Below are 22,455 nucleotides of genomic sequence, written 5' to 3'. Positions count from 1 at the left end.
TTAAAGTTTAGAAAACAAATATACAAAATTATTCAATCAATAAGTGCCACTAAGACACACTATCCAGTATCTCTTTTAAATCTTGTTCGAACCGGGCAATATCTTCTCCTGACGTATCCCAAGATGTCACTAATCGGACCTCATTTATCTCATCATTCCACATATAAAAGAAATATTTTTCTTGTAATTTTTTCAATGCTTCTACAGGAATCGTAAAGAAGAGTTGATTCGATTCTACTTTCTGAGTAAATTGAATTTGGGAGTATTGTCCTAATATATCAGCCAGCTTGGCTGCACTAATATTCGCCTTCATGGCGTTTTCCAACCACAGATTATTTTCCAGATAAGGAATAAATTGTGCAGATAAATAACGGAGTTTAGAAGCTAATTGCGCCGACTGTTTTCGATAATACATTAAATTTTCCGTTATTTCAGGTCGAAAGGAAATAACAGCCTCTCCCATCATCATACCGTTTTTTGTCCCTCCAAAACTTAAAATATCAACACCTGCATCTACTGTAATTTGCTTCATTGTACATTTTAGATAAGCACAGGCATTTGCCAAACGAGCACCATCCATGTGCAAATACATATTGTATGAATGCAACAAATCAGCAATAGCCTTAATTTCCTCTATTGTATATACTGTTCCTAACTCAGATACTTGTGATATATATACAACCTTTGGCTGAGAATGATGGCAGACGCCAAAATTATGTAATCGAGGCAAGATAAGTTCGGGCGATAGTTTACCATTTTTTGTAGGAATCGTAACCACTGCACATCCTGTCATACGAGCCGGAGCTCCACACTCATCTACATTTATATGGGCAGTTTCGGCGCATAAAATACTATTATATGGACGAGTAACAGCCTGTAAAGCAACGGAATTTGCTCCGGTACCATTAAAAACAAAAAAAGGAGATGCGACCTTCCCAAATATTTCCTTTATTTTACAAACAGCAGCCTCAGTCCAAGGATCATCTCCATAACCAACGGCATGACCGTCATTTGCCTTCACTATAGCATCCATGATATAGGGATGCACGCCTGAATTATTATCACTTGCAAAACTTCTCATATTAAATTCAATTTTGCATCAAAAGTAATGATTTATTAACTAACGTGCATTGAAATATCAATTATTTCATAATAAAAAAGCCGCCTCACGATAAGTAAGACGGCTTGAATTATATATAGTAATTATTTATTCATTTCTAAAATCTTTTAAATTTTTCTGTAATTCTTGGCGAGCAAAGAATATACGACTTTTCACGGTTCCCAATGGAACATTCAATTTTTCTGCTATTTCGTTATATTTATAACCACTCAAAAACATTGAGAACGGAATCTTTAATTCATTATTGAGACTATTAATTGCTTTTGAGATTTCCTGAATTTGGTATGCCCCGTCAGGAGTATCAAACCCTGAATCATTTATAACATCTAAATTATACAAATCGACACTTTGATCTACGACCGTTTGAGTTCTAACAATCTTATGATAGTTATTTATAAAAATATTCCGCATAACGGTTAAGACCCAACCCTTAAAATTGATATTATCAACAAACTTTTCTTGATTGTCTAATACCTTTAGCGTTGTGTCCTGCATTAAATCTTGAGCATCATCTCTATTAGCAGTGAGCATTAGTGCAAAATTCATCATATTTTCTTGCATGCTCAACAATTTTTTCTGAAATTGCAACGCGTTCATATGATATTACTTTTTAATTAATTATTACCCTATCACTATTGATGGATGCACAAATGTATAAATAAAAAATAAAAATAAATACCTCTTTGAGCATTATTAATATTTAAAATAGTAACTTAATATTTTAATCATAAAACAAGCTGAAAATGAGCAGAAATTACAACTTATTCCAAGTTTAAAATTCAATATTTACAAGTAAGCAATTACAAAGTGTAACTATCTGTAAAAACATGAAGAAATAAAAAAAATGAAAAGACTATTAACGCTTATATTATTCATATTGCTCCTTCCCGCAAACATCTTACAGTCTGAGACAAATCAAGAATCCATCATATATCAAATTGATATAAGAAAAGAGATAGACAATACGACCAGATTATATCTTAGTAACGGATTAACAGAAGCTCAAAAACTAGGAGCAAACGCCGTTTTAATACATATGAACACCTATGGAGGCCTGGTTGATGCTGCAGATTCAATGAGGACGGCTATTCTTTACAGCCCACTGCCCGTATATGTATTCATAGATAACAATGCCGCATCAGCCGGAGCACTTATCTCTATCGCTTGTAAAAAAATATACATGAGGAAAGGAGCTAATATAGGAGCTGCTACTGTTGTAAATCAAACAGGAGCAGCCATGCCGGACAAGTATCAATCATATATGCGGTCTATGATACGGTCTACAGCAGAAGCTCATGGAAAAGATACTATTATACAGAAAAACGACACTGTCTTCAAATGGAAAAGAGACCCTCAAATAGCAGAAGCTATGGTAGACGAACGTGTTTTCATTCCCCATCTAATAGATACAGGAAAGGTATTGACTCTTACTGCAGAAGATGCTGTAAAATGGGGATATTGTGATGGTATCGCAGAATCAACGGATGAAGTTATTACTAAACATCTAGGATATAAAGACTATAAATTAGTTTCATATACCCCCTCCTTTCTCGATAATCTAAAAGGATTTCTCATGAATCCAATGATACAGTCATTACTTATAATCATTATTATCGGAGGTATTTATTTTGAAATGCAAACCCCGGGCTTAGGATTTCCATCAGCAGCATCTCTTATTGCCGCCATATTATATTTTGCACCTCTTTATATAGATGGACTTGCCCAAAATTGGGAAATACTATTATTTGTATTTGGCGTGCTGCTTATTGCCGCGGAGATATTTGTTATTCCCGGATTCGGCATTGCCGGCATCTGTGGTATTCTCTTTATTGTAGGCGGACTGACAATGAGCCTTTTAAACAATAATGACTTCAACTTTGAAACAGTCTCCGGCATAGAGGCTGGCCGTGCTTCTTTAATTGTATTAATGGGATTAGGGATCAGCTTTGTCGTTATACTCTGGATATCCAGTAAAATAGGGAGTCGAGGGATGCTCCGCAAAGTCGCATTAAATACAAATCTCGAAAAAGCAGTTTCCACTCCCATTCTCAGTAACCTGATAGGGAAAGAAGGCACAGCAGGAACTGTTCTTCGGCCTTCCGGTAAAGTAATAATAGAAAATGAACTATACGATGCCATTTCCGAAAACGGATTCATTGAAAAAGGAAGCCCTGTTATAGTAACACGTTTTGAAAATGCCCAGATATATGTAGAAACGGCAAAGAAAGAATCATAAAATAATAGAACATAATAATATGTTCACTATTTTAATTGCATTAATTCAGCATCAAATTGCTTCTTATAAAGAATATGTTTATTCACAATAACATATTCCAAGGCATCTATGGCTATTAAATCACTCAAGATATTCCGTGCCGTATAATAATTAATATGGGCAATCCGGCAAAACTGTTTAATACTTATATAGTCATGCTTGCCCAACCAAAAAAATAATGTCTCAACAGGCTTACTAATTTTAAGTAATGTTCCTTCTGTTTTATATTTCTTCTGCCAAGAAAGCATCAAAACTTCGTTAGCCAATATATTCTCATCCGCCACACGAATATATGCCTTATATTTATCTTCTTTATCCGGTGCGCAATGAGGTTTATTACAACTTGGCGCAATATATATTTCAAGTACAACCTTTCCGTTTATATCCCATTTTGTTGCATCAAAAGGAACTTCCGGACGAGTATACATTTTCGAAGCAGCCTCTATCATATAATATTCCTCCTCGCTGCGTATCCCGGAAACAACCCCATTATCCTTTACCCCAATTAACAACCGTCCACCATCTGTGTTCGCAAAGGCACTGAGAGTTCGTGCAATCTTCTTACTATCACTCACCTCAAATTTAAAATCAAGTTGCTGATGTTCTCCTTGCTCAATCAACACTTCTATAGGATGCTTCTTCTTCATTTTGGCAAAGTATTTGAACGACAAAATTAAAATAAATACATAACTTTGCCAATCGAAAATTCAACGAAACAATGTCGCAGATACCTTCGCTAATATCAGATTTAGCGGTAATATTAATATCTGCCGGACTGGTAACCCTGTTATTCAAGTGGTTAAAACAGCCGGTTGTTCTTGGCTATATTGTTGCCGGAATTCTTGCAGGACCCGCCTTTACACAAATTCCAACCGTATCAGATGTAGAAAGTATCCATATATGGGCAGATATTGGTATTATTTTCCTTTTATTTGCTTTAGGCTTAGATTTCAGTATAAAAAAATTAATGAAAGTTGGCGGAACTGCCACCACCGGAGCCATTACAATCGTAATCGGCATGATGACTTTGGGATATATTTCCGGATTATTGTTAGGCTGGGGGCATATGAACAGTCTTTTTTTAGGAGGAATGTTGTCTATGTCTTCCACGACAATCATATTCAAAGCTTTCGATGATATGGGATTACGCAATCAACGTTTTGCCGGCGTTGTCTTTGGTGTATTAATTGTAGAAGATTTATTTGCTGTTTTATTAATGGTTTTACTTTCCACTCTAGCCATTAGTAAGCATGTAGAAGGATTTGAACTGTTAAGCAGCGTGATCAAACTTGGCATTTTTCTCTTATTTTGTTTTGTTGTAGGTATCTATCTTATTCCTTCTTTTTTGAAAAAAGTTCGCAGTTACCTTAACGAGGAAACATTACTAATCGTAAGCATCGGACTATGTCTCGGCATGGTAATAATCGCAACCAAAGCTGGCTTTTCGGCTGCATTAGGAGCGTTTGTTATGGGATCTATACTGGCAGAGACTGTAGAAGCAGAACGTATTGAGAATCTGATAAAACCGGTTAAAAACTTATTCGGAGCCATATTTTTCGTTTCAGTAGGGATGTTAATAGATCCTCACCTGTTATGGCAATATAAAATACCAATTCTCATATTAACGCTGGTTGTTATGATAGGACAAATAAGTTTTGCGTCATTCGGCATATTATTATCCGGACAACCTCTAAAAATAGCCATTCAATCAGGTTTTTCTTTAGCCCAGATTGGTGAATTTGCCTTCATTATAGCTGCTTTAGGATTAAGCTTGAGAGTAACGGATCATTTTCTCTATCCTATTGTTGTTGCAGTGTCTGTAATAACTACTTTTTTCACTCCCTATATGATAAAACTCTCCGAACCCGCTTATAAAATAGTTGACAGAATCATACCTGACACGTGGAAAAGATTTTTAGAACGTTACTCTTCCGGCTCTAATACGATTCGTCAAAAGAGCGCATGGAATAAGCTATTGAAAGCTTTAATGCGCATTGTTGGAACATATACCGCTGTCACTCTTGTTCTCATCTTTATCTGGTTGGAATTTGTAGCTCCATTCATAATGAAAGAGATATCGGGTATTCGGGGTGCCATATTAGCATTAATACTTATATTAGCCTTAATATCTCCTATGCTCCGGGCTATTATGATGAAAAAAAATCATTCGGAAGAATTTCTGCAATTATGGAATGACAATAAATACAATAGAGGGCCGTTAGTGTCCCTTATCGTACTACGTATAGTGCTCTGTATCGGATTAGTTATGTTACCGGTTGTCAAGCTACTAAATCTGACTTTAGGCATTATGCTTTCTATAGCATCTATCGTTATAGCGATGACGATCTTTTCAAAAAAATTAAAAAGGCAATCTATATTAATGGAACGCCATTTCTTCAGTAATTTAGTTGCCAGGGAAATTGAAGAAGAGAAAAGGGCCCCTATTAACCAACGATTTGCCAACCATCTATTGGAAAGAGATCTACATCTAGCCGAATTTGAAGTCCGTCCTAACTCACCCAGCATGGGTAAAACATTAATAGAACTCAATTTCCGTCAGAAATGCAACGTTAATATTGTTACGATTATACGAGGGAACAAACGTATCAATATACCGGGAGGTAAAGAACGCCTTTACCCTTATGATAAATTAATTGTTGTAGGAAGTGACGACGATCTGGAACACTTCCATAAATATATAGAAGAGCGCTATCGTCTGTCAAATTCAGCAAATTTCGCAGATGACACACAGGAAGAAATAAGCATAGAGCAATTTATCATTATTTCTGGCTCCCGATTAATAGGCCGTTCTATCGTAGAATCAGGAATACGGGACAATGCCGCTTGTTTGGTAATTGGGATAGAACGTGGCAATACTTCCATCAAGAATCCTCCTCCCGATACTATATTTAGAGAAGGAGACATTGTATGGATTGTAGGTGAACGTGAAAAGGTTCTTCGTTTAAGTGAAGGTAGAAAATTATAATATCCATTTCAGATAAAATAAACCATATAAATATGAAATTCTTAGGAATTATACCAGCACGCTTCGCATCCACCCGTTTTCCGGGAAAACCATTAGCGGATATGGATGGTAAGCCCATGATACAACGAGTATATGAACAAGTACAAAACGTACTGGATGCCGTATATGTCGCTACTGATGACAGTCGTATTGAGTCTGCCGTAAGAAGTTTCGGAGGCAATGTCGTTATGACGTCCGATCAGCATCGTAGCGGAACAGACCGTTGTTATGAAGCTTATCGTAAAATAGGGGACGGTTATGATATTGTTATAAACATTCAAGGAGACGAGCCTTTTATTCATCCACAACAAATAGAAACACTAAAGGCGTGTTTTTCCGACAAACATGTACAAATTGCAACTCTGGTAAAACCATTTCGGCCGGACGATGATTTTGAAACCACTTTATTTAACGCTAATTCTCCGAAAGTCGTATTAAATAAAAACATGGAAGCAATGTATTTCAGCCGTTCCATCATTCCTTATATGAGAGGCAAGAAATATACAGAATGGCTACCTAATCACGTATATTATAAACACATTGGTTTATACGCATATTTAGCAAATGTACTTAAAGAGATTACATCTTTGCCACAGTCTTCCCTGGAAATAGCAGAAAGCCTGGAACAGCTGCGCTGGCTAGAAAACGGATATAAAATAAAAGTAGGTATAACCGAGCAGGAAACTATTGGTATTGATACTCCGGAAGATATGGAAAAGGCATTAGCCTTTCTCGCCTCCATTAAATAATAAAGAACCGTAATTCACTGTTTCATATAAACTTGTTATATCCGGAAGAGTTTTCTTTTTCCGGATATACTCTTTTTGCCCTACTATGCTTGCAACAAGCATTAGTATCAAAAATAATATGATAAAAGAAGCTGATTTAACAGTCAACTTAATCTTTTTGATAGCCGTTATTTGCAATCCTAACAGACCAAACACAATAATCATCGCCGGAATCATTGTTTTTACCATTGTAAAAGGATATATATAAGCTTCTTCCTGTGTAATACCATATAAATCCACTCCCAAAATCGGAAATAAATAACTTGATAATAAAAGTACTAGCCAATATATCCAACGTCTTTTATCATGCTCCGCCTCATATACAAGCACCATCAAAGAAAAAGCAATCAAACGCCCACCAGCTGCCCAATAAATTAAAGGAAGCATTACAAAACCTGCAATAAAAGAACTCCATCTACCTTTAATTTTTGTGTAAACCCAAAACAAAAGTAATGTAAGAATAATAGAAAAGGTAGATGCTATAGAATTTGTTAACGGACTATATAGTATCCATTCAAACACAATCGGGATAAGAGCATATAAAATAGCACACTCTCCTATATTGAATTTTTTCTGTATCTTAATAAGAATTCCCCATTCAAAAACAAAGATCAAAGTCATCACAAAAGAAGCAATCGCCGGGGATATAAGTATTGAACTTACCAAATCACCTAACAAACACGCCAACATAGCCGGTTTATGGAAATAAGACAAAAGAGATGATACAGACAGATCGAAAGACATTTGCTCATTATGAAGCAAATGAAACGGATAGAAGAATTGAAAAAAAGAGAAACACGCAATGGCAAGTCCTACTACTACTATCCAACGAAATAACACTATCTTTTTTGTCATTATTAACGAGATAAATCTACCATAAAGGTCCGACATTATTATTAGCCCAACACATCAGAAGCTTTTATTTTCTTTCAGTGCAAATAAATGATGCTATATATATTATACAATATAAACAACACGATTGTTCATTGATCTTATCTAAAAATATTAACTAAACAAAAAACCAAGAAAAGGAGAAACCCCAAAAACAGCCTCTCCTTTTCCTTTTGTATATTTAATATTTTACTTATCTTTTCTTTTGCTGTTTTTGTTTTTCCAACTGTGCTTGTTGGGCTTTCTGAGCTTCCTCCAGACGCTTCATAAAGCCCGACTTCTTAACAGGCTTTTTCTTATTCGCCTCTAATTTAGCCAACAGCTTATCCTCATTTATCATATAGCGGAAAGCCAGTGTCTGCACAATCGTTATCAACGTGGAAATAAAATAATAATAAGTCAGACCCGATGCGTAATTGTTAAATATAAACAAGAACATCAACGGCATCATATACATCATTATCTTCATACCCGGCATTTGTTGTTGTCCGGTATTCGTCATTTCCATATTATATTTTGTATATATAATATTTGTGATTGTCATCAACAAACAGAACAGACTGATATGATTTCCAAAATAAGTTGATATTAATGGAATATGTGCATTCCAGCTAAAAATCGCATCATAGGTAGATAAATCATGTGCCCAAAGAAAACTCTGGTGACGCAGTTCAATTGCTGAAGGGAAAAACATAAATAAGGCAATTAATACCGGCATCTGTAGAAGCATAGGCAAACAACCGCTCATCGGGCTTGCCCCTGCACGGCTATATAGTTCCATTGTAGCTTTCTGACGTTCCACAGCTTTATCTTGTCCCGGATACTTAGCATTAATTTCTTCCACCTGCGGACGCAATACACGTAATTTTGCAGAAGACATATACGATTTATATGTTAACGGGAATAATATAATCTTCACAATCACCGTCAACAAGAATATAATCAAGCCGTAACTATGGATAAATGATCCTAGAAAGTCAAATAACGGAATGACGAAATATTGATTCACCCAACGGAAAATACCCCAGCCAAGCGGTACAAGTTTTTCCAAATCCAACTGCTGGTCTACTCCCTCCACTCCTTGATCATAAGATTTCAAAAGAGCGAATTTATTCGGCCCGAAATAGAACCGGAAGTCGGTAGATTCCTGTCCTTGCAAATCAAACGGAACAGAGGTAGTCGTCTTAAACTGTTTCAGGATATTACCCGACGGAAAAGCTTTTGAATCCAAAGTCGTAGCCTCCAGTCCCGCATCAGAGATCAAAACAGTAGAGAAAAACATATCTTTATATCCGATCCATCTCAAACGGTTAGGTATCTGCTTACTATCACTTTTAGACTCGCTTAGGTTTTCTACGTTATCGGTAACAAATTTATAGAACAATCCAACGTAACGATCTTCAAACTTACGACCTTTTTCCTGTTGGCGAATATCCTGTTCCCATACCAGATCCAATGAATTGGTTGCAGGAGCAAGTATACCATTCAGGCCTGTACCTTTGATAGAATAACTCAACATATAATCATCCGGCTTCAATGTATAAGTAAAATCCAGATAACTGCCCTCACCTGCATTTAGACGCATGGTTACAGTATTCGGATCACTGCCTTTTACAGGAGAGAAATACAAATCGCCGGTATTTACTACCCGATTGGTTGCCGTTACTAATGTAAAATTAAACTTTGAATCTTTCTCGTCAAAAAGAATAAGGGGTTGCGACTCGTAATTATCATACTCTTTCAAACGGGCATAACAAACGCGCCCGCCTTTATTGCTAAAACGAAGTTCTACCACTTCATTTTCCAACACGGTATAACCATCCGTACCCACCATAGCCTCGGCAAACACACCGAAACTTTTCTCCAAACGTGCTACACGCACAGAATCCGGCAAAGTATCCAATGCCTCTTCGGCTTCAGCCGTCTTATTTTCTTGTTTCTGCAATTCTTGCTGCTGAGCATATTCAATCCTCGCGATTGAATCATTGTAACGACGTTGCGCCTCAATCTGCTCCGGCGTAGGTTTATTCAACCAACTAAATGCAAATAAAACAACTCCTATAAGCAAGAAACCTATTATTGTATTTTTATCCATCTATTATTTAACCTTAGTTTTTTTATTTTCAACAGCCGCTTTTACAAAGCTAAGGAAAAGCGGATTCGGACTAACAACGGTACTATTGTATTCCGGATGATATTGTACACCTACAAACCATTTCAAATCCGGAATTTCTACAACTTCCACCAAATTCGTGTCCGGATTTTCACCCGTACACTTCATACCGGCAGCTTCAAACTGAGCCTTATATTCATTATTAAATTCAAAACGATGACGATGACGTTCCTGTATATGCTCTTTGCCATAAGCTTCATATACCTTCGAGCCTTTCTTCAACACACAATCATAGGCTCCTAAACGCATAGAACCGCCCATATTCGTCACATTCTTCTGTTCCTCCATCAAGTCTATTACTTTATGGGTCGTATTAGGCTCCATTTCCGTCGAATTAGCATCCGTCATACCCAATACGTCACGGGCAAATTCAATGACCATACATTGCATACCCAAACAAATACCTAAACATGGAATATTATTTTCGCGAGCATACTTAATAGCGGAGAACTTACCTTCAATACCCCGCTGCCCAAAGCCCGGAGCAATTAAAAGGCCATCCATATCCTTTAATAACTCTACCACATTAATATCATTCAATTTCTCGGAATGAAACAAATGCAAATCCAGTTTACGGTGATTATAGATTGCAGCCTGCAACAATGATTCATCGATAGATTTATACGCATCTTGTAATTCCACGTATTTACCAACCAGACCAATTTTTACAGTTTCAGTAGCAGATGTCTTTAATGCCAGGAATTCTTTCCACGGCTTTAGTTCAGGTGTAGGGCCAACTTCCAGACCTACTTTTTGCAGAATTATTTCATCCATCTTCTGACGTTGCAATACTAAAGGCACTTCATAAATAGTAGGCACGTCGATAGACTGTATTACTGCATTTTCGGCTACATTGCAGAACAAAGCGACTTTACGTAACAAATCTGTTTTCAATTCGCGTTCCGTACGTAAAACCAGGACGTCCGGTTGGATACCCAATTCCTGCAATTGCTTTACGGAATGCTGCGTAGGCTTTGTTTTATACTCTTTTGCAGCAGCTATATAAGGTACATAAGTAAGATGAACACAGATACAATTTTTACCCAACTCCCACTTCAACTGACGTACGCTTTCAATAAAAGGAAGAGATTCTATATCGCCTACCGTTCCGCCAATTTCCGTAATTACAAAGTCGAACTTATATTTTGTTCCCAACAATTTCACATTACGTTTTATTTCATCTGTAATATGAGGCACTACCTGTACGGTCTTACCTAAATAATCACCTTTACGTTCTTTATTAATTACGCTCTGATAAATACGTCCGGTTGTAATATTATTCGCACGTGTAGTTGGAACATTCAGAAAACGTTCATAATGACCTAAATCCAAATCCGCTTCATGTCCGTCAACGGTTACATAACATTCCCCATGTTCATACGGGTTCAGAGTACCCGGATCAATATTAATGTACGGGTCAAACTTCTGGATAGTAACCTTGTAACCTCTTGCCTGAAGCAGTTTGCCCAATGATGCGGAAATAATCCCCTTCCCTAATGAAGAGACTACGCCGCCCGTAACGAAAATGTACTTTGTATCTGCCACGTTAGTAATATTTTAGTTGTCTTATTGTTAGCATTTTTGCTTTTCAAAACTGCAAAGTTAGTGATTTTCATTTACACATACTAACAAGTAAACCATATTTATATTTTTCGAACCTTATAATATCCGCCCCAAACTTCTACGCTACAACGACTCATAATTCATTACATATATCTAACACTTGAAAACCATACTACTTTTTATAATTTTCCTACCGACTTTTTAATATGAAGATCACGTATTTTTATTCTTTTGACCTGGCTCGAAATTAATTTTGACCTATGTCGTAATTGATTTTGACCAGGCTCAAAATTGATTTTGCCCTAGGTCAAAAGAATAAATATACGGATCAAAAAAATTAGATTCTCCTGTATTTTAAGATAAAAGTAGCGATGGTTGTTGCTTGTTAAACGGATTTGCCATATCTTCACCTACGGAACAAATAAAATAGATCATTATGCTTATCCTTTTATCGCCGGCTAAAACGATGACCGGAATGTCCAAAATAAAAGCTCCGGAGGGATCAGACCCTCATTTCATCCGGGAAGCAAACGAAATAGCGTTACAGATGACCCAGTTCCCGAAAGAAGAACTGAGCCGTATATTAAAACTCAGTCCAAAGCTGGCAACCGAAAGCTATATGCGTTTTCAGGAGTTCCATTCGGAAGAGAACAAACCTCTACAAGCCATTTTAGCATATACCGGCGTAGTTTTCAAGAATATAAATCCCAAAGATTTCAACAAGGAAGATTTTTTATTCGCACAAGAGCATATGCGTTTTGTATCTATATGTTACGGACTGTTGCGACCTCTCGACCTGATAAAACCTTATCGTATGGAATATGATGTCAAACTACCGGAGTTTGGAGACGGAAATATGTACGCATACTGGCGGTCCAGGCAAACCGAACTTCTTATCAATGATATTCAAAAAGCAGGAGGATTGCTTATTAATCTGGCAAGCATGGATGTACAACCTTCTTTCGAGTGGAAAGAAGTGGAGAAGTCGTCCCGCGTTATAACACCGGAGTTTAAAGTGTGGAAAAACGGGAAAGCGAATACGATTGTCATATATGCAAAGATGGCCAGAGGACAAATGAGCCGCTTCATCATCAAAAACAGGATTAGCAACCCCGAAGAAATAAAATCTTTTTCGTGGGAAGGTTTCTCATATAAAGAAGATATGAGTGAAAATGACAAATGGGTGTTCCTTCAGGAATAATAAAACAAGCCGGTTTCCGTTATTAATAGTGTTATCAAATTATCCACAGAATGAAGCGGACCTTCTTAATATTACTCGCCGTTACAGCCTTTGTTTGTATTCAACAAGGATACAAATTGATGACCGAAAACAATTATTTGGAAAACCTTACAAGCGGCTCTCTATCGGATATTGCCGACGAGGTTGTTGCTATTCCTTTGAAAACGACGGAACAATATACTATTAACGACGCAAAGAATATCCGTAAAGAAGGTGACAACCTGTTTCTACTGAGCGAAGAGACACTATACAGGTTCAATCGCAAAGGAGAATTTATTTGTCGCATTACGGATCCGGAAGTTATTAAGGTAGCCGGTTATGTGGTGAATCCCGTAAGCCAACAGTTAATTGTTTTAGGCAATATAGACGACATTCATTATTATTCTTATGAAGGACGTTTGATTGAAAAGAAAAAACTGAAAAGCGATTTACCGGAACATCGTATGTCTTCTATTGCCATGTACAAAAATCACATCTGGACAACAGAAGAATGTTTGAAGGAAGATTCGGCCAACCATGTTTCTTATATGGAAAAGCAAGTAATAGAATATGATTCTTCTTTTCAGAAACTTGAAACGCATAAATTAGTACAGGCCGATTTAGGAAGAACTAATTACGGCATATCATGCCAAGCACCTGTTCTTGGTGTTGCGGAAGACACTGGCGTTGTTTATGCCTATTCTCCAACCTCCGAACCCGGCAAATTATTGCGCGATACATTATTTCTAAAAGAACAGAAAGAGAACGGAGAACAAGCTCTTTGCTCAGACGATATTTTATTATATCCGGTACGTTTCGGCAGTCGTTTCTGGATTTCTTCCTATTACAACAAAAAGGATGAAGATTCAAGTTATACATTTTGTTACGACATACAGACCAACCGGTCGTGGCAAGTACAAGGCGGCTTTTACGATAATTTCTATCAAACAGGGCAAGTTGCCAGATTAGAAGCAATGGATTTATATAATCGTTCTTATTGTTTTTGTAAATCCGGAGAAGAAATAAATAAGGCTTTTCCCGAACATGCGAACGAGAAAAGCCCTGTATTATTTATCGTTAAATTAAAAGCTTAAACTATTGTCATTAAAGCAAACGACCGCATAGACGGAATTTCATAACCGGATAAACCGTTAAATGGTCAATGATTTTTGTAAAGCTATCATCCGCATCTTCCCAGGCATCACCAAGAGATCCGTAATCAGTGTACACTTTCGGAGTTCCATGGAACTGGACTCCCAATTCAAACGAAAAGCCTATTCTGTTCTTAGGAACAGCCCGTCCAAAACCTAATCCTACATAAGGACGGAATCCTGCAACTTTAAGACCGCCGGACACATCACCGTTTTTATCAACAGGAATAGTATAATCACCTATAACAATACCGGCACTTCCCGCCTGACTAATATATTCAGCCAATTCATCGCTGTGTCCTTTTATCTTCACCAGTTTAGAACCTCCAAAATAAGCACCTGCTGTAACAAAGAACGTTCCTTTATTAAAGGGATAGTAATTAACCAACAATTCTCCACTGGCACGGCCAATACTTCCTTCCAAATCCAGTGTTGTGTTAGGGTTAATTCCAGCCTCTGCAGCTTCTTCAATCTCTACATCAACATCTGTATTAATCTTTATCTTCGGCATAAAAGATACGCCTCCGCGTAAAGCAAAGTGAGGAGTAACAGGGGTTGCAACGTCTACACCAATACCGGCAGTACTGGCACTAACGCCTACAGCTACTGAGTTAAATAAGCCCAGTTCTTTCTGAGCCAAGGCAGAGTTGCTTATAACACATGCAAATGCTACGAAACTCCAAAGTAAAGTTTGTTTAAATTTTTCCATATTAGTAGTATTCTACGAGTTATTTGTTTGTCAAAATAATATAAAAAGATTCAAAAAAACAAGCAGTAATAAAAATTTAATTTCTATTACTGCTTCCATTTTACATTTAGCTACAAAATACTATTCTTCGCTATCGCTTTCATCTTCCTTCATATTGTGGAAGACGTTTTGAACGTCATCATCTTCTTCCAACTTCTCAATCAATTTATCGATTGCCTCACGTTGCTCTGCAGAAACTTCTTTTAAATCATTCGGAATACGTACAAATTCGCTGCTTGTGATTTCAAAACCGTTTTCTTCCAGGTATTTCTGGATAGCCGAGTTTTGAGCAAATTCACCGTAAATAACGATTTCATTACTTTCTTCGTCTGCATCCAATTCGTCAACTCCATAATCAATCAATTCCAACTCCAGATCTTCTAAAGAAACGCCGTCTTTCATCACAATATGGAATACACACTTATGATCAAACAAGAACTCAAGACTTCCGCTTGTACCCAGTGAACCTCCGTGTTTATTGAAATAACTACGCACATTTGCAACTGTACGTGTTGTATTATCGGTTGCCGTTTCTACAAAGATTGCAATTCCATGAGGGCCGTAGCCTTCATAATTCATCTCTTTATAACCGGAAAAGTCTTTTTCTACAGCACGCTTGATTGCACGTTCCACATTTTCCTTCGGCATATTCTCTTTCTTTGCATTCTGCATCAATGCACGTAAATGAGGATTGTTTTCAGGATCCGGTCCGCCAGCCTTTGCCGCAATTGTAATCTCCTTACCTAGCTTTGTAAACACACGGGCCATATTGCCCCAACGCTTAAACTTTCTTGCTTTACGAAACTCAAACGCTCTTCCCATATTAGTTATTTATTTGTAGTTTATAGTTGATAATTAACAGTAGTAACCGGAAGTATAACATCGTATTTCTACTAACTTCCAACGACCAGCAACTAACTATTCTTTAATTCATCTTAGCTGTGCACCAAGTTTCTGCTCCATATTTGTTTGGATTTTCTTCATGATAGCATCAATCTGTTTATCATTCAAAGTCTTGCTTTCATCCTGCAAATAGAAACTAACCGCATATGATTTCTTGCCTGCCGGAAGATTCTTGCCTTCATAAACATCAAACAATGAAACTTCCTTCAATAGCTTACGCTCACTTTCCGAAGCAATCTTTTCAATATCCGCAAACTGAACATTTTTATCAATCAGTAAAGCCAAGTCTCGTTTCACAGCAGGGAATTTTGAAATCTCGCTGAATGTGACTTTGCTTTTCTTAACTTCCTTCATAAGCAAGGTCCATGACAGTTCTGCATAATAAACGTCAAAGTCGATATCCAAAGATTTGCAGACTTTTTTATTTACAATACCCATAGTTCCCAATTGACGTCCGGAAGCTGTCGTAATAGTCAGACCTGCCGAATAAATGTCATTCGTCAAATTTCCGAATATAACTTTCTTCATATCTACGCCTAAACGGACCAGGATGTTCTCCACATACGCTTTCAATTCATAAACAGAAGACTTTTCATTCGGATGCGTCCAGTTATTATCTACCCGGTTACCGCATACCCACAGACCCAGACGATAATCTTCGCTGAACTGGGCAAGCGTTTCATCTTCTTTCTTCTTGTCTATATTATAGTCGTAACAATTACCGAACTCGAAAAAGCGGATATTGCCATTTTTACGTTTTGTATTATACTCGATGCTTTCAAGACCGCCAAACAACAACGTCTGGCGCATACAATTCAGATCGGCGCTCAATGGATTCATCAACATTACACAATGAGCTACCGGATAAGTAGAAAACTCATCATAATAAGCCGAACGGGTTAATGAGTTATTCATAATCTCATTGAAACCACAGCCACAAAGTTGTTCGGAGATCAGGTTCTGTAGCTGATAGCTACGGTCTGTTGGTGTTTTGTAGCTTAGGTTAGACTTAACACTATCGCTAAATTCCACATTATTATATCCGTATATACGAAGAATATCTTCAATAACATCCACATCACGCTGTACATCTATACGATATACCGGAACATGCAAAGTCAAGCCTTCTGCCGTTTCCGAAACAATATCCATTTCCAGACTGGAAAGGATGCTTTTTACGGTTTCTGCCGGGATTTCCTTACCTATCAGAGTATTGATTTTATTATATGTAATCTCTACAACATATGGTTTTGCCGCTACCGGATACACATCCTGAATAGCACCTGTAATCTTACCTCCTGCCAATTCCTGAATCAGCAAAGCGGCACGCTTCAATACATAAATTGTATTATTAGGGTCCAAACCACGTTCAAAACGGAAAGAAGCATCCGTATTCAAACCGAAACGACGCGCTGTTTTACGAATCCACGTCGGATGGAAACAGGCCGATTCCAAAAACACATCTGTTGTCTGTTCCGTAACTCCGGAATCCAGACCACCAAATACACCACCGATACACATAGCCTCTTCGGCGTTGCAAATCATCAGGTCTTTATCAGTCAACGTACGTTCCACACCATCTAAAGTGACAAATTTCGTACCTTCCGGTTGTGTCTTAACAATTACTTTATTGCCTTTTACTTTGCCGGCATCGAACGAGTGTAAAGGTTGTCCTAATTCATGCAAAATGAAATTAGTTACGTCTACCACATTATTAATAGGACGCAAGCCTATTACTTTCAGGCGATTCTGTAACCATTCCGGGCTATCCTTAACGGTTACGCCCTTAATAGTTACGCCGGAATAGCGAGGACATGCTTCTGTATTTTCAACTATTACTTCAATAGCCGGTGTTTCATCATCAATCTTAAAAGAGTCTACCGAAGGACGTTTCAGTTCTGCCGGCTTACCTGCCTGCTTTAAATAAGCAGCCAAATCGCGGGCAACACCAAAATGAGAAGTAGCATCTACCCTGTTCGGCGTAATATCCACCTCCAGCACATAGTCGCTCTTTACATTATAATATTCTTTAGCTGGTGTTCCTACAACAGCATCGGCAGGAAGTACTATGATACCGGCATGATCTGTCCCGATGCCAATTTCATCCTCTGCACAAATCATACCATTCGATTCTACACCGCGAATCTTTGAACGCTTAATAGTAAAGCATTCATCACCATCGTACAGCTTGGTTCCATTTACGGCCACCACCACCTTTTGTCCGGCAGCTACATTCGGAGCGCCGCATACGATTTGTAAAGGAGCTTCTCCACCTACATTTACGGTTGTTATATGTAAATGATCAGAATTAGGATGTTCTTCGCAAGTCAATACTTCGCCGATAACTAATCCTTCCAGTCCACCTTTAATCGTTTGAACTTCTTCCACTCCACCGGTTTCCAAACCTATAGATGTTAATGCTGCCGCAACTTCCTCGGGCTGTAAATCGAAATCAAGATACTCTTTCAGCCAGTTGTAAGATATATTCATTGCTATAAAATTTATTCAGTAAGAAACAGACCGTATCAATTATAAAGGCCTATTAATTTGACTTGCAAAAGTACAAATAATAGAATAATTATTCAACGTGTATGCCTACTTTATTCTTATGACATCAAAAAAAACTTATATATCAACGACTATCGTAATATTTCATTTCCAAAATCTTTGTTCAATATAAAAATTCAATCTAATTTTGAAGCGTATTTAAATATAAAACATTTATACAATTACGGTTGCATGTTAAATAAAACATTATCGGCACTATACATATTCTCAATTTCTTTACTTTGCATCCTGTACAGTTCATGTAATCGTACCGCACCACAAAAACATATACTAATTATCCAGTCTTACGAAGCAGGTTTTCCTGCATACAAAGAGTTTAAAAAGGTATTCGCCGATCAACTACAAAAAAGAAACATACAGGCGGAAGTTCATTCCCTTTATCTGGATTGCACAAATAAGACCGAGAAAAGACAAAAGTTGATCATATATGACAAATTAAACACATTATCCTCATGGAAACCGGATATAATTCTGGCTTGTGACGATCAGGCCTTAAACTCCTTATTTACTTGCGATCATCCATCTATTAAAACAACGCCAATTGTTTTTACCGGGGCAAATTATCCGAATGAATCATTTATCCAAAGGCGACCTAACATAACGGGGTTTCGTGACAAACCCGATTATAAAACAAACATAGAACTGATAGAGCAACTTATCGGGAAATGTATCATTGTACGGGTTACCGATGATCCATACGCGGATCAAGTAAGACTAACGGATATGAACCAACAAATAAAAGACATCTGTAAAGCAAACAATCTTTTTTCTACTGAAAGAATAAGGATCTCCGGTAAACGGGGTACCTCACTCCCTAACGGAAAAAAAATCATGCCCGACGCGATGTATATAAGTACGGTAAACGGGAAATCTACCCGGTCACTGATTAAAGGATTGGGAGAAAACTATTATAATAAGGCCTATATAGCTATCAAAAGAGACTATCTGACACTTTCTTTGGGACGTTTCAGTTCTTTCCCGGGTTTTTCCGTCATCTACGAGATGATCGGTTACAACAATGGAGTAGTCGGAGGATATGTTACGCCACAAAAAGAACTGACAATCCAGGCTGTCAACCGTATTGCCGACATACTGAACGGAGCACCGGTTAACAGCTTTCCACAAATAACAGAAACAAACAAGAAATACGTTTTTGATTATAAAATTCTCGATCAATGGAGCATAAGTTCCAACAAATTACCTGTAGATAGTGAAATACTGAATATTCCTTTTTTCGTGCAACACAAATCATTTATTATATGTGCTGCTGTTATATTAGGAATTATATCAACGATAATCATTATTTACCAACGTTTACTGTATAAGAGAGAAAGCCTTCGTAAAAAAGAAGCGCAGGAAAATCTTAAACGGGAAAAAGAGTTCCTTTCTTTTGCATTGGAAAGCGGGAATATATTTACGTTCAGCTATAAAGATGGTATATTCAATTTCGATAAAGAGTTTTATCATTATCTTGATATGCCGGAAGAACCAATTACGGCAGAGCGTTTCTGCAATGCCATCCATCCGGATGAACAAGCGAATTTCAAGCTGAACAGATATAAATTAGACCACGGTTTTCCTACGCGGCAAATTACCAGAAGAAGATACGATTTCAATAACAAAGGCTATCAATGGTGGGAATTTCGATATACACAAAACACAAACAGAAAACCAACATCAACCAACGATCATTCTATTGAGGTAAACGGTCTTTGTCTTAATATCCAGCAAATCAAAGAAACGGAAATCGATCTGACCAATGCGTTGAAAAAAGCGGAAGAATCCGACAAGATGAAATCTGCGTTCCTTGCCAATATGAGCCACGAAATACGTACGCCTCTTAACGCAATTGTAGGATTTTCCCAATTACTAAGTTCGGGTATGGAGCTAGAGCAAGAAGAAAAGAATGAGTTTATCAACCTGATAAACACAAACAACGATTTGCTTCTTAAACTCATTAATGACATTTTAGATTTGTCGCGTATTGAATCAGGGCAAATATCTTTTACTTATGCGGACTGCGACTTGAACCAGCTGATTGAAGATATTTATAATACACACCGGCTGCTTATGCCTCAAAATGTAGAATTACTAAAAGAGGTTCCCGAAACTCCGGTCGTTATTTATACAGACCGCTTCAGATTAACCCAGGTCATTACAAATTTCATCAATAATGCCACCAAATTTACAGAAAAAGGTTATATCAAGATCAAATACGAATACGACAGTGATAACCGGCGCGTCTTACTTTCAGTAGAAGATACAGGGAAAGGAATACCCAAAGACAAAATAGACCAAGTGTTTGAGCGATTCCATAAATTGGATGAGTTTGCAAAAGGAACCGGTCTGGGGTTAGCTATCAGCCTAAGCATTATAAAAACATTTAAAGGAACAATCCTTTTGGATTCAGAAGAAGGAAAAGGAAGTAAATTTACTATTTCATTACCTTACTCTACTCCTCAATAAAACGTTTATTCGCTTTAGCTTCTTCAATCCATTCCGTTACAACTGTTTTCAAAAACTCTTCTTTGGAAACAGTTTCGGCCGGTATGTCCAGTCCTATATATTTTTGTGCTTTCTCCTTTGTCGATATATCCGGCATAGGGACATCTTTGTTATAACCATATTTATTCAATGCCTCTTTTATCGCCATACGAGCTTGCATCGTTTTATAAAGACCATCACCCAATATACGTTGCACTTCTTGAGACGCATGAAACGCAGCGCCATGCGAAGCCACTCCAAAGTCCCAACGCCATTGGGCTTGACGAAGAAGTTTAAGAACAGGTTCCATTTGCTTTTCCGTTGCTCCCTGATCCCATGCGAATTTAGCTTCTATATGCGCCTTCGTCAATTCTTTTTCCAAATGATCCCGGGTTTCCATCACCTTATTCTGCTGACTATATACATCCTGACGAAGAACATCCGCACTTTCACGGTGACAAGCCTGACATGTTTTTTCAATCATGGCCAAAGGACTTTGTATATGATGATTATTATATCCGTTCATCTCTTCTTCTTCCACATAAGGCATATGGCATTCTCCGCAAGAAATCCCTCTACGGGCATGTATTCCCATCTGAGCTAATTCATAATCCGGATGCTGGGCTTTCAGCATCGGCGCTCTGCTTAACTTATGAACATAATCCGTAAAGCCGATCTTGTCGTAATAGTTTTCAATCGCTTCAACTGTATATCCCGAATCCCACGGTAAAACAATCTCTTGACTTTCTTCCCTCAGATAATATTCGGAGTGGCATTGGGCACAGACCAGCGAACGCATATTCTGATCAGAAGCATTCTCAACCGGATTGTTTATCCGCTTTAAAGCATCCGTCAGAAACTGGCGTGGAATTTGCAAATCCATACTTTCAGGATCATGACAATCGGCACAGCCTATAGGATTCACCACTTCCGCTCCCCAATCATACCATTTCTTTCCGTAGAAACCCGACCAGCCAACACTCTCTACCAATCGAGGAACATCAATACTCTTACAGGCCCAGCAGGAAGCAGGTTGCGAACCTTTATTCGTCTTTCGGGGAGCTCCTGTCCGCAAACTACGGTGAACATCATCAATAGCATACATATGTCCTCTCGGGGAGAAGTAGCTTTTGGAGAAAGCGGTACCGGCCCATAAAATAACCATGTTAGGACGCAGAGCCAAAAGGTCTTCCGCCTGGTTACCATTATACAAGCTTCTGAAAGTAGTATCCAGCGTACTCTTCCAGCTTTTATATTCGTTAGAATTCTGCAAATTCAATTCATCGGATTGAGAAATCAGTTCCGTATCTTTGCTTTCATCCTCATCAACGAAGATTATTGTCCCTTTATCAACATTAAGGTATTCTATAATCATTGCAAGAAGAACTATCACAAAGATCGGTAATATTGCAAAAAGCCCTATGCGCTGTGTTTTTTTCATAATTTAATATTCAATTCCTTCTTAAAAAAAACATTGATCTTTATACTGTTTCACTTATGGTACAAAATTAGTAAAAAGATATTATGAATCAACTGAATGTTGATAA

The 22,455-nt window shown here is 37.6% G+C and carries 16 protein-coding genes; 6 read left to right on the top strand and 10 right to left on the bottom strand.

Annotated elements, in window-relative coordinates; genetic code table 11:
- Nucleotides 1-49: 49 nt before the first annotated feature.
- The gene (locus tag C1721_RS11790; RefSeq protein ID WP_102408454.1) at nt 50-1,081 is read right to left on the bottom strand and encodes a threonine aldolase family protein; all 1,032 of its coding nucleotides are present in this window, start codon (nt 1,079-1,081) and stop codon (nt 50-52) included.
- A 126-nt stretch (nt 1,082-1,207) separates the two neighbouring features.
- The gene (locus C1721_RS11785; RefSeq protein ID WP_102408453.1) at nt 1,208-1,717 is read right to left on the bottom strand and encodes an RNA polymerase sigma factor; all 510 of its coding nucleotides are present in this window, start codon (nt 1,715-1,717) and stop codon (nt 1,208-1,210) included.
- Between the two features lie 247 nt (nt 1,718-1,964).
- On the opposite strand from C1721_RS11785, the gene C1721_RS11780 reads away from it, so the two are divergent.
- Nucleotides 1,965-3,356: an NfeD family protein gene (locus C1721_RS11780; protein ID WP_102408452.1), complete on the top strand. Its 1,392-nt coding sequence runs from the start codon at nt 1,965-1,967 to the stop codon at nt 3,354-3,356.
- 26 nt (nt 3,357-3,382) lie between these two features.
- Here the strand turns inward: C1721_RS11780 and C1721_RS11775 are convergent, their stop codons facing one another.
- The gene (locus C1721_RS11775; RefSeq protein ID WP_102408451.1) at nt 3,383-4,042 is read right to left on the bottom strand and encodes an AlbA family DNA-binding domain-containing protein; all 660 of its coding nucleotides are present in this window, start codon (nt 4,040-4,042) and stop codon (nt 3,383-3,385) included.
- A 71-nt stretch (nt 4,043-4,113) separates the two neighbouring features.
- Between C1721_RS11775 and C1721_RS11770 the strand changes: the two genes are divergently transcribed.
- Together C1721_RS11770 and kdsB are read left to right on the top strand one after the other, a co-directional pair.
- A complete protein-coding gene (locus tag C1721_RS11770) occupies nt 4,114-6,381 on the top strand; it encodes a monovalent cation:proton antiporter family protein (protein WP_102408450.1) in 2,268 nt (755 codons plus the stop codon).
- Between the two features lie 32 nt (nt 6,382-6,413).
- Complete coding sequence (gene kdsB / locus C1721_RS11765) at nt 6,414-7,169, top strand: 3-deoxy-manno-octulosonate cytidylyltransferase (RefSeq protein WP_102408449.1); 756 nt, start codon at nt 6,414-6,416, stop codon at nt 7,167-7,169.
- Here the strand turns inward: kdsB and C1721_RS11760 are convergent.
- From C1721_RS11760 to C1721_RS11750, 3 genes are all read right to left on the bottom strand, one after another.
- A complete protein-coding gene (locus C1721_RS11760; RefSeq protein WP_102408448.1) occupies nt 7,143-8,063 on the bottom strand; it encodes a DUF6057 family protein in 921 nt (306 codons plus the stop codon). The genes kdsB and C1721_RS11760 overlap by 27 nt on opposite strands.
- A 229-nt stretch (nt 8,064-8,292) precedes the next feature.
- Nucleotides 8,293-10,194, bottom strand: coding sequence for a membrane protein insertase YidC (yidC, locus tag C1721_RS11755; protein ID WP_102408447.1), 1,902 nt, complete (start codon nt 10,192-10,194; stop codon nt 8,293-8,295).
- Nucleotides 10,195-10,197: 3 nt separating this feature from the next.
- Nucleotides 10,198-11,817 (bottom strand): CTP synthase, encoded by a 1,620-nt coding sequence (locus C1721_RS11750; protein WP_102408446.1) that lies wholly within the window; start codon nt 11,815-11,817, stop codon nt 10,198-10,200.
- A 454-nt stretch (nt 11,818-12,271) separates the two neighbouring features.
- Here C1721_RS11750 and yaaA point away from each other — a divergent pair, with 454 nt between their 5' ends.
- Nucleotides 12,272-13,036 (top strand): peroxide stress protein YaaA, encoded by a 765-nt coding sequence (gene yaaA, locus C1721_RS11745; protein ID WP_102408445.1) that lies wholly within the window; start codon nt 12,272-12,274, stop codon nt 13,034-13,036.
- A 50-nt stretch (nt 13,037-13,086) separates the two neighbouring features.
- Nucleotides 13,087-14,148 carry a 6-bladed beta-propeller gene (locus C1721_RS11740; RefSeq protein ID WP_102408444.1) on the top strand — a complete coding sequence of 354 codons (1,062 nt, stop codon included), beginning with the start codon at nt 13,087-13,089 and terminating at the stop codon, nt 14,146-14,148.
- Between the two features lie 10 nt (nt 14,149-14,158).
- On the opposite strand, the gene C1721_RS11735 is transcribed toward C1721_RS11740, so the two are convergent.
- From C1721_RS11735 to pheT, 3 genes are all read right to left on the bottom strand, one after another.
- Nucleotides 14,159-14,914, bottom strand: a complete 756-nt coding sequence (locus tag C1721_RS11735; protein ID WP_102408443.1) for a hypothetical protein — start codon at nt 14,912-14,914, stop codon at nt 14,159-14,161.
- A gap of 120 nt (nt 14,915-15,034) precedes the next feature.
- On the bottom strand, nt 15,035-15,775 hold the full coding sequence (locus C1721_RS11730; RefSeq protein ID WP_102408442.1) for a YebC/PmpR family DNA-binding transcriptional regulator: 741 nt from the start codon (nt 15,773-15,775) through the stop codon (nt 15,035-15,037).
- 108 nt (nt 15,776-15,883) lie between these two features.
- A complete protein-coding gene (gene pheT / locus C1721_RS11725; RefSeq protein ID WP_102408441.1) occupies nt 15,884-18,346 on the bottom strand; it encodes a phenylalanine--tRNA ligase subunit beta in 2,463 nt (820 codons plus the stop codon).
- 249 nt (nt 18,347-18,595) lie between these two features.
- On the opposite strand from pheT, the gene C1721_RS11720 reads away from it, so the two are divergent.
- On the top strand, nt 18,596-20,890 hold the full coding sequence (locus C1721_RS11720) for a sensor histidine kinase (RefSeq protein WP_102408440.1): 2,295 nt from the start codon (nt 18,596-18,598) through the stop codon (nt 20,888-20,890).
- Here the strand turns inward: C1721_RS11720 and nrfA are convergent.
- Entirely contained in the window at nt 20,877-22,349 is a 1,473-nt protein-coding gene (nrfA, locus tag C1721_RS11715) for an ammonia-forming cytochrome c nitrite reductase (protein ID WP_102408439.1), read from the bottom strand. The two genes, C1721_RS11720 and nrfA, sit on opposite strands and share 14 nt — an antisense overlap.
- Nucleotides 22,350-22,455 lie beyond the last annotated feature (106 nt).

The sequence above is a fragment of the Parabacteroides bouchesdurhonensis genome (genome assembly GCF_900186615.1).
In the GTDB taxonomy this organism is placed as follows: Bacteria; Bacteroidota; Bacteroidia; order Bacteroidales; family Tannerellaceae; genus Parabacteroides; species Parabacteroides bouchesdurhonensis.
This window is presented reverse-complemented; position numbering and strand designations above follow the sequence as displayed.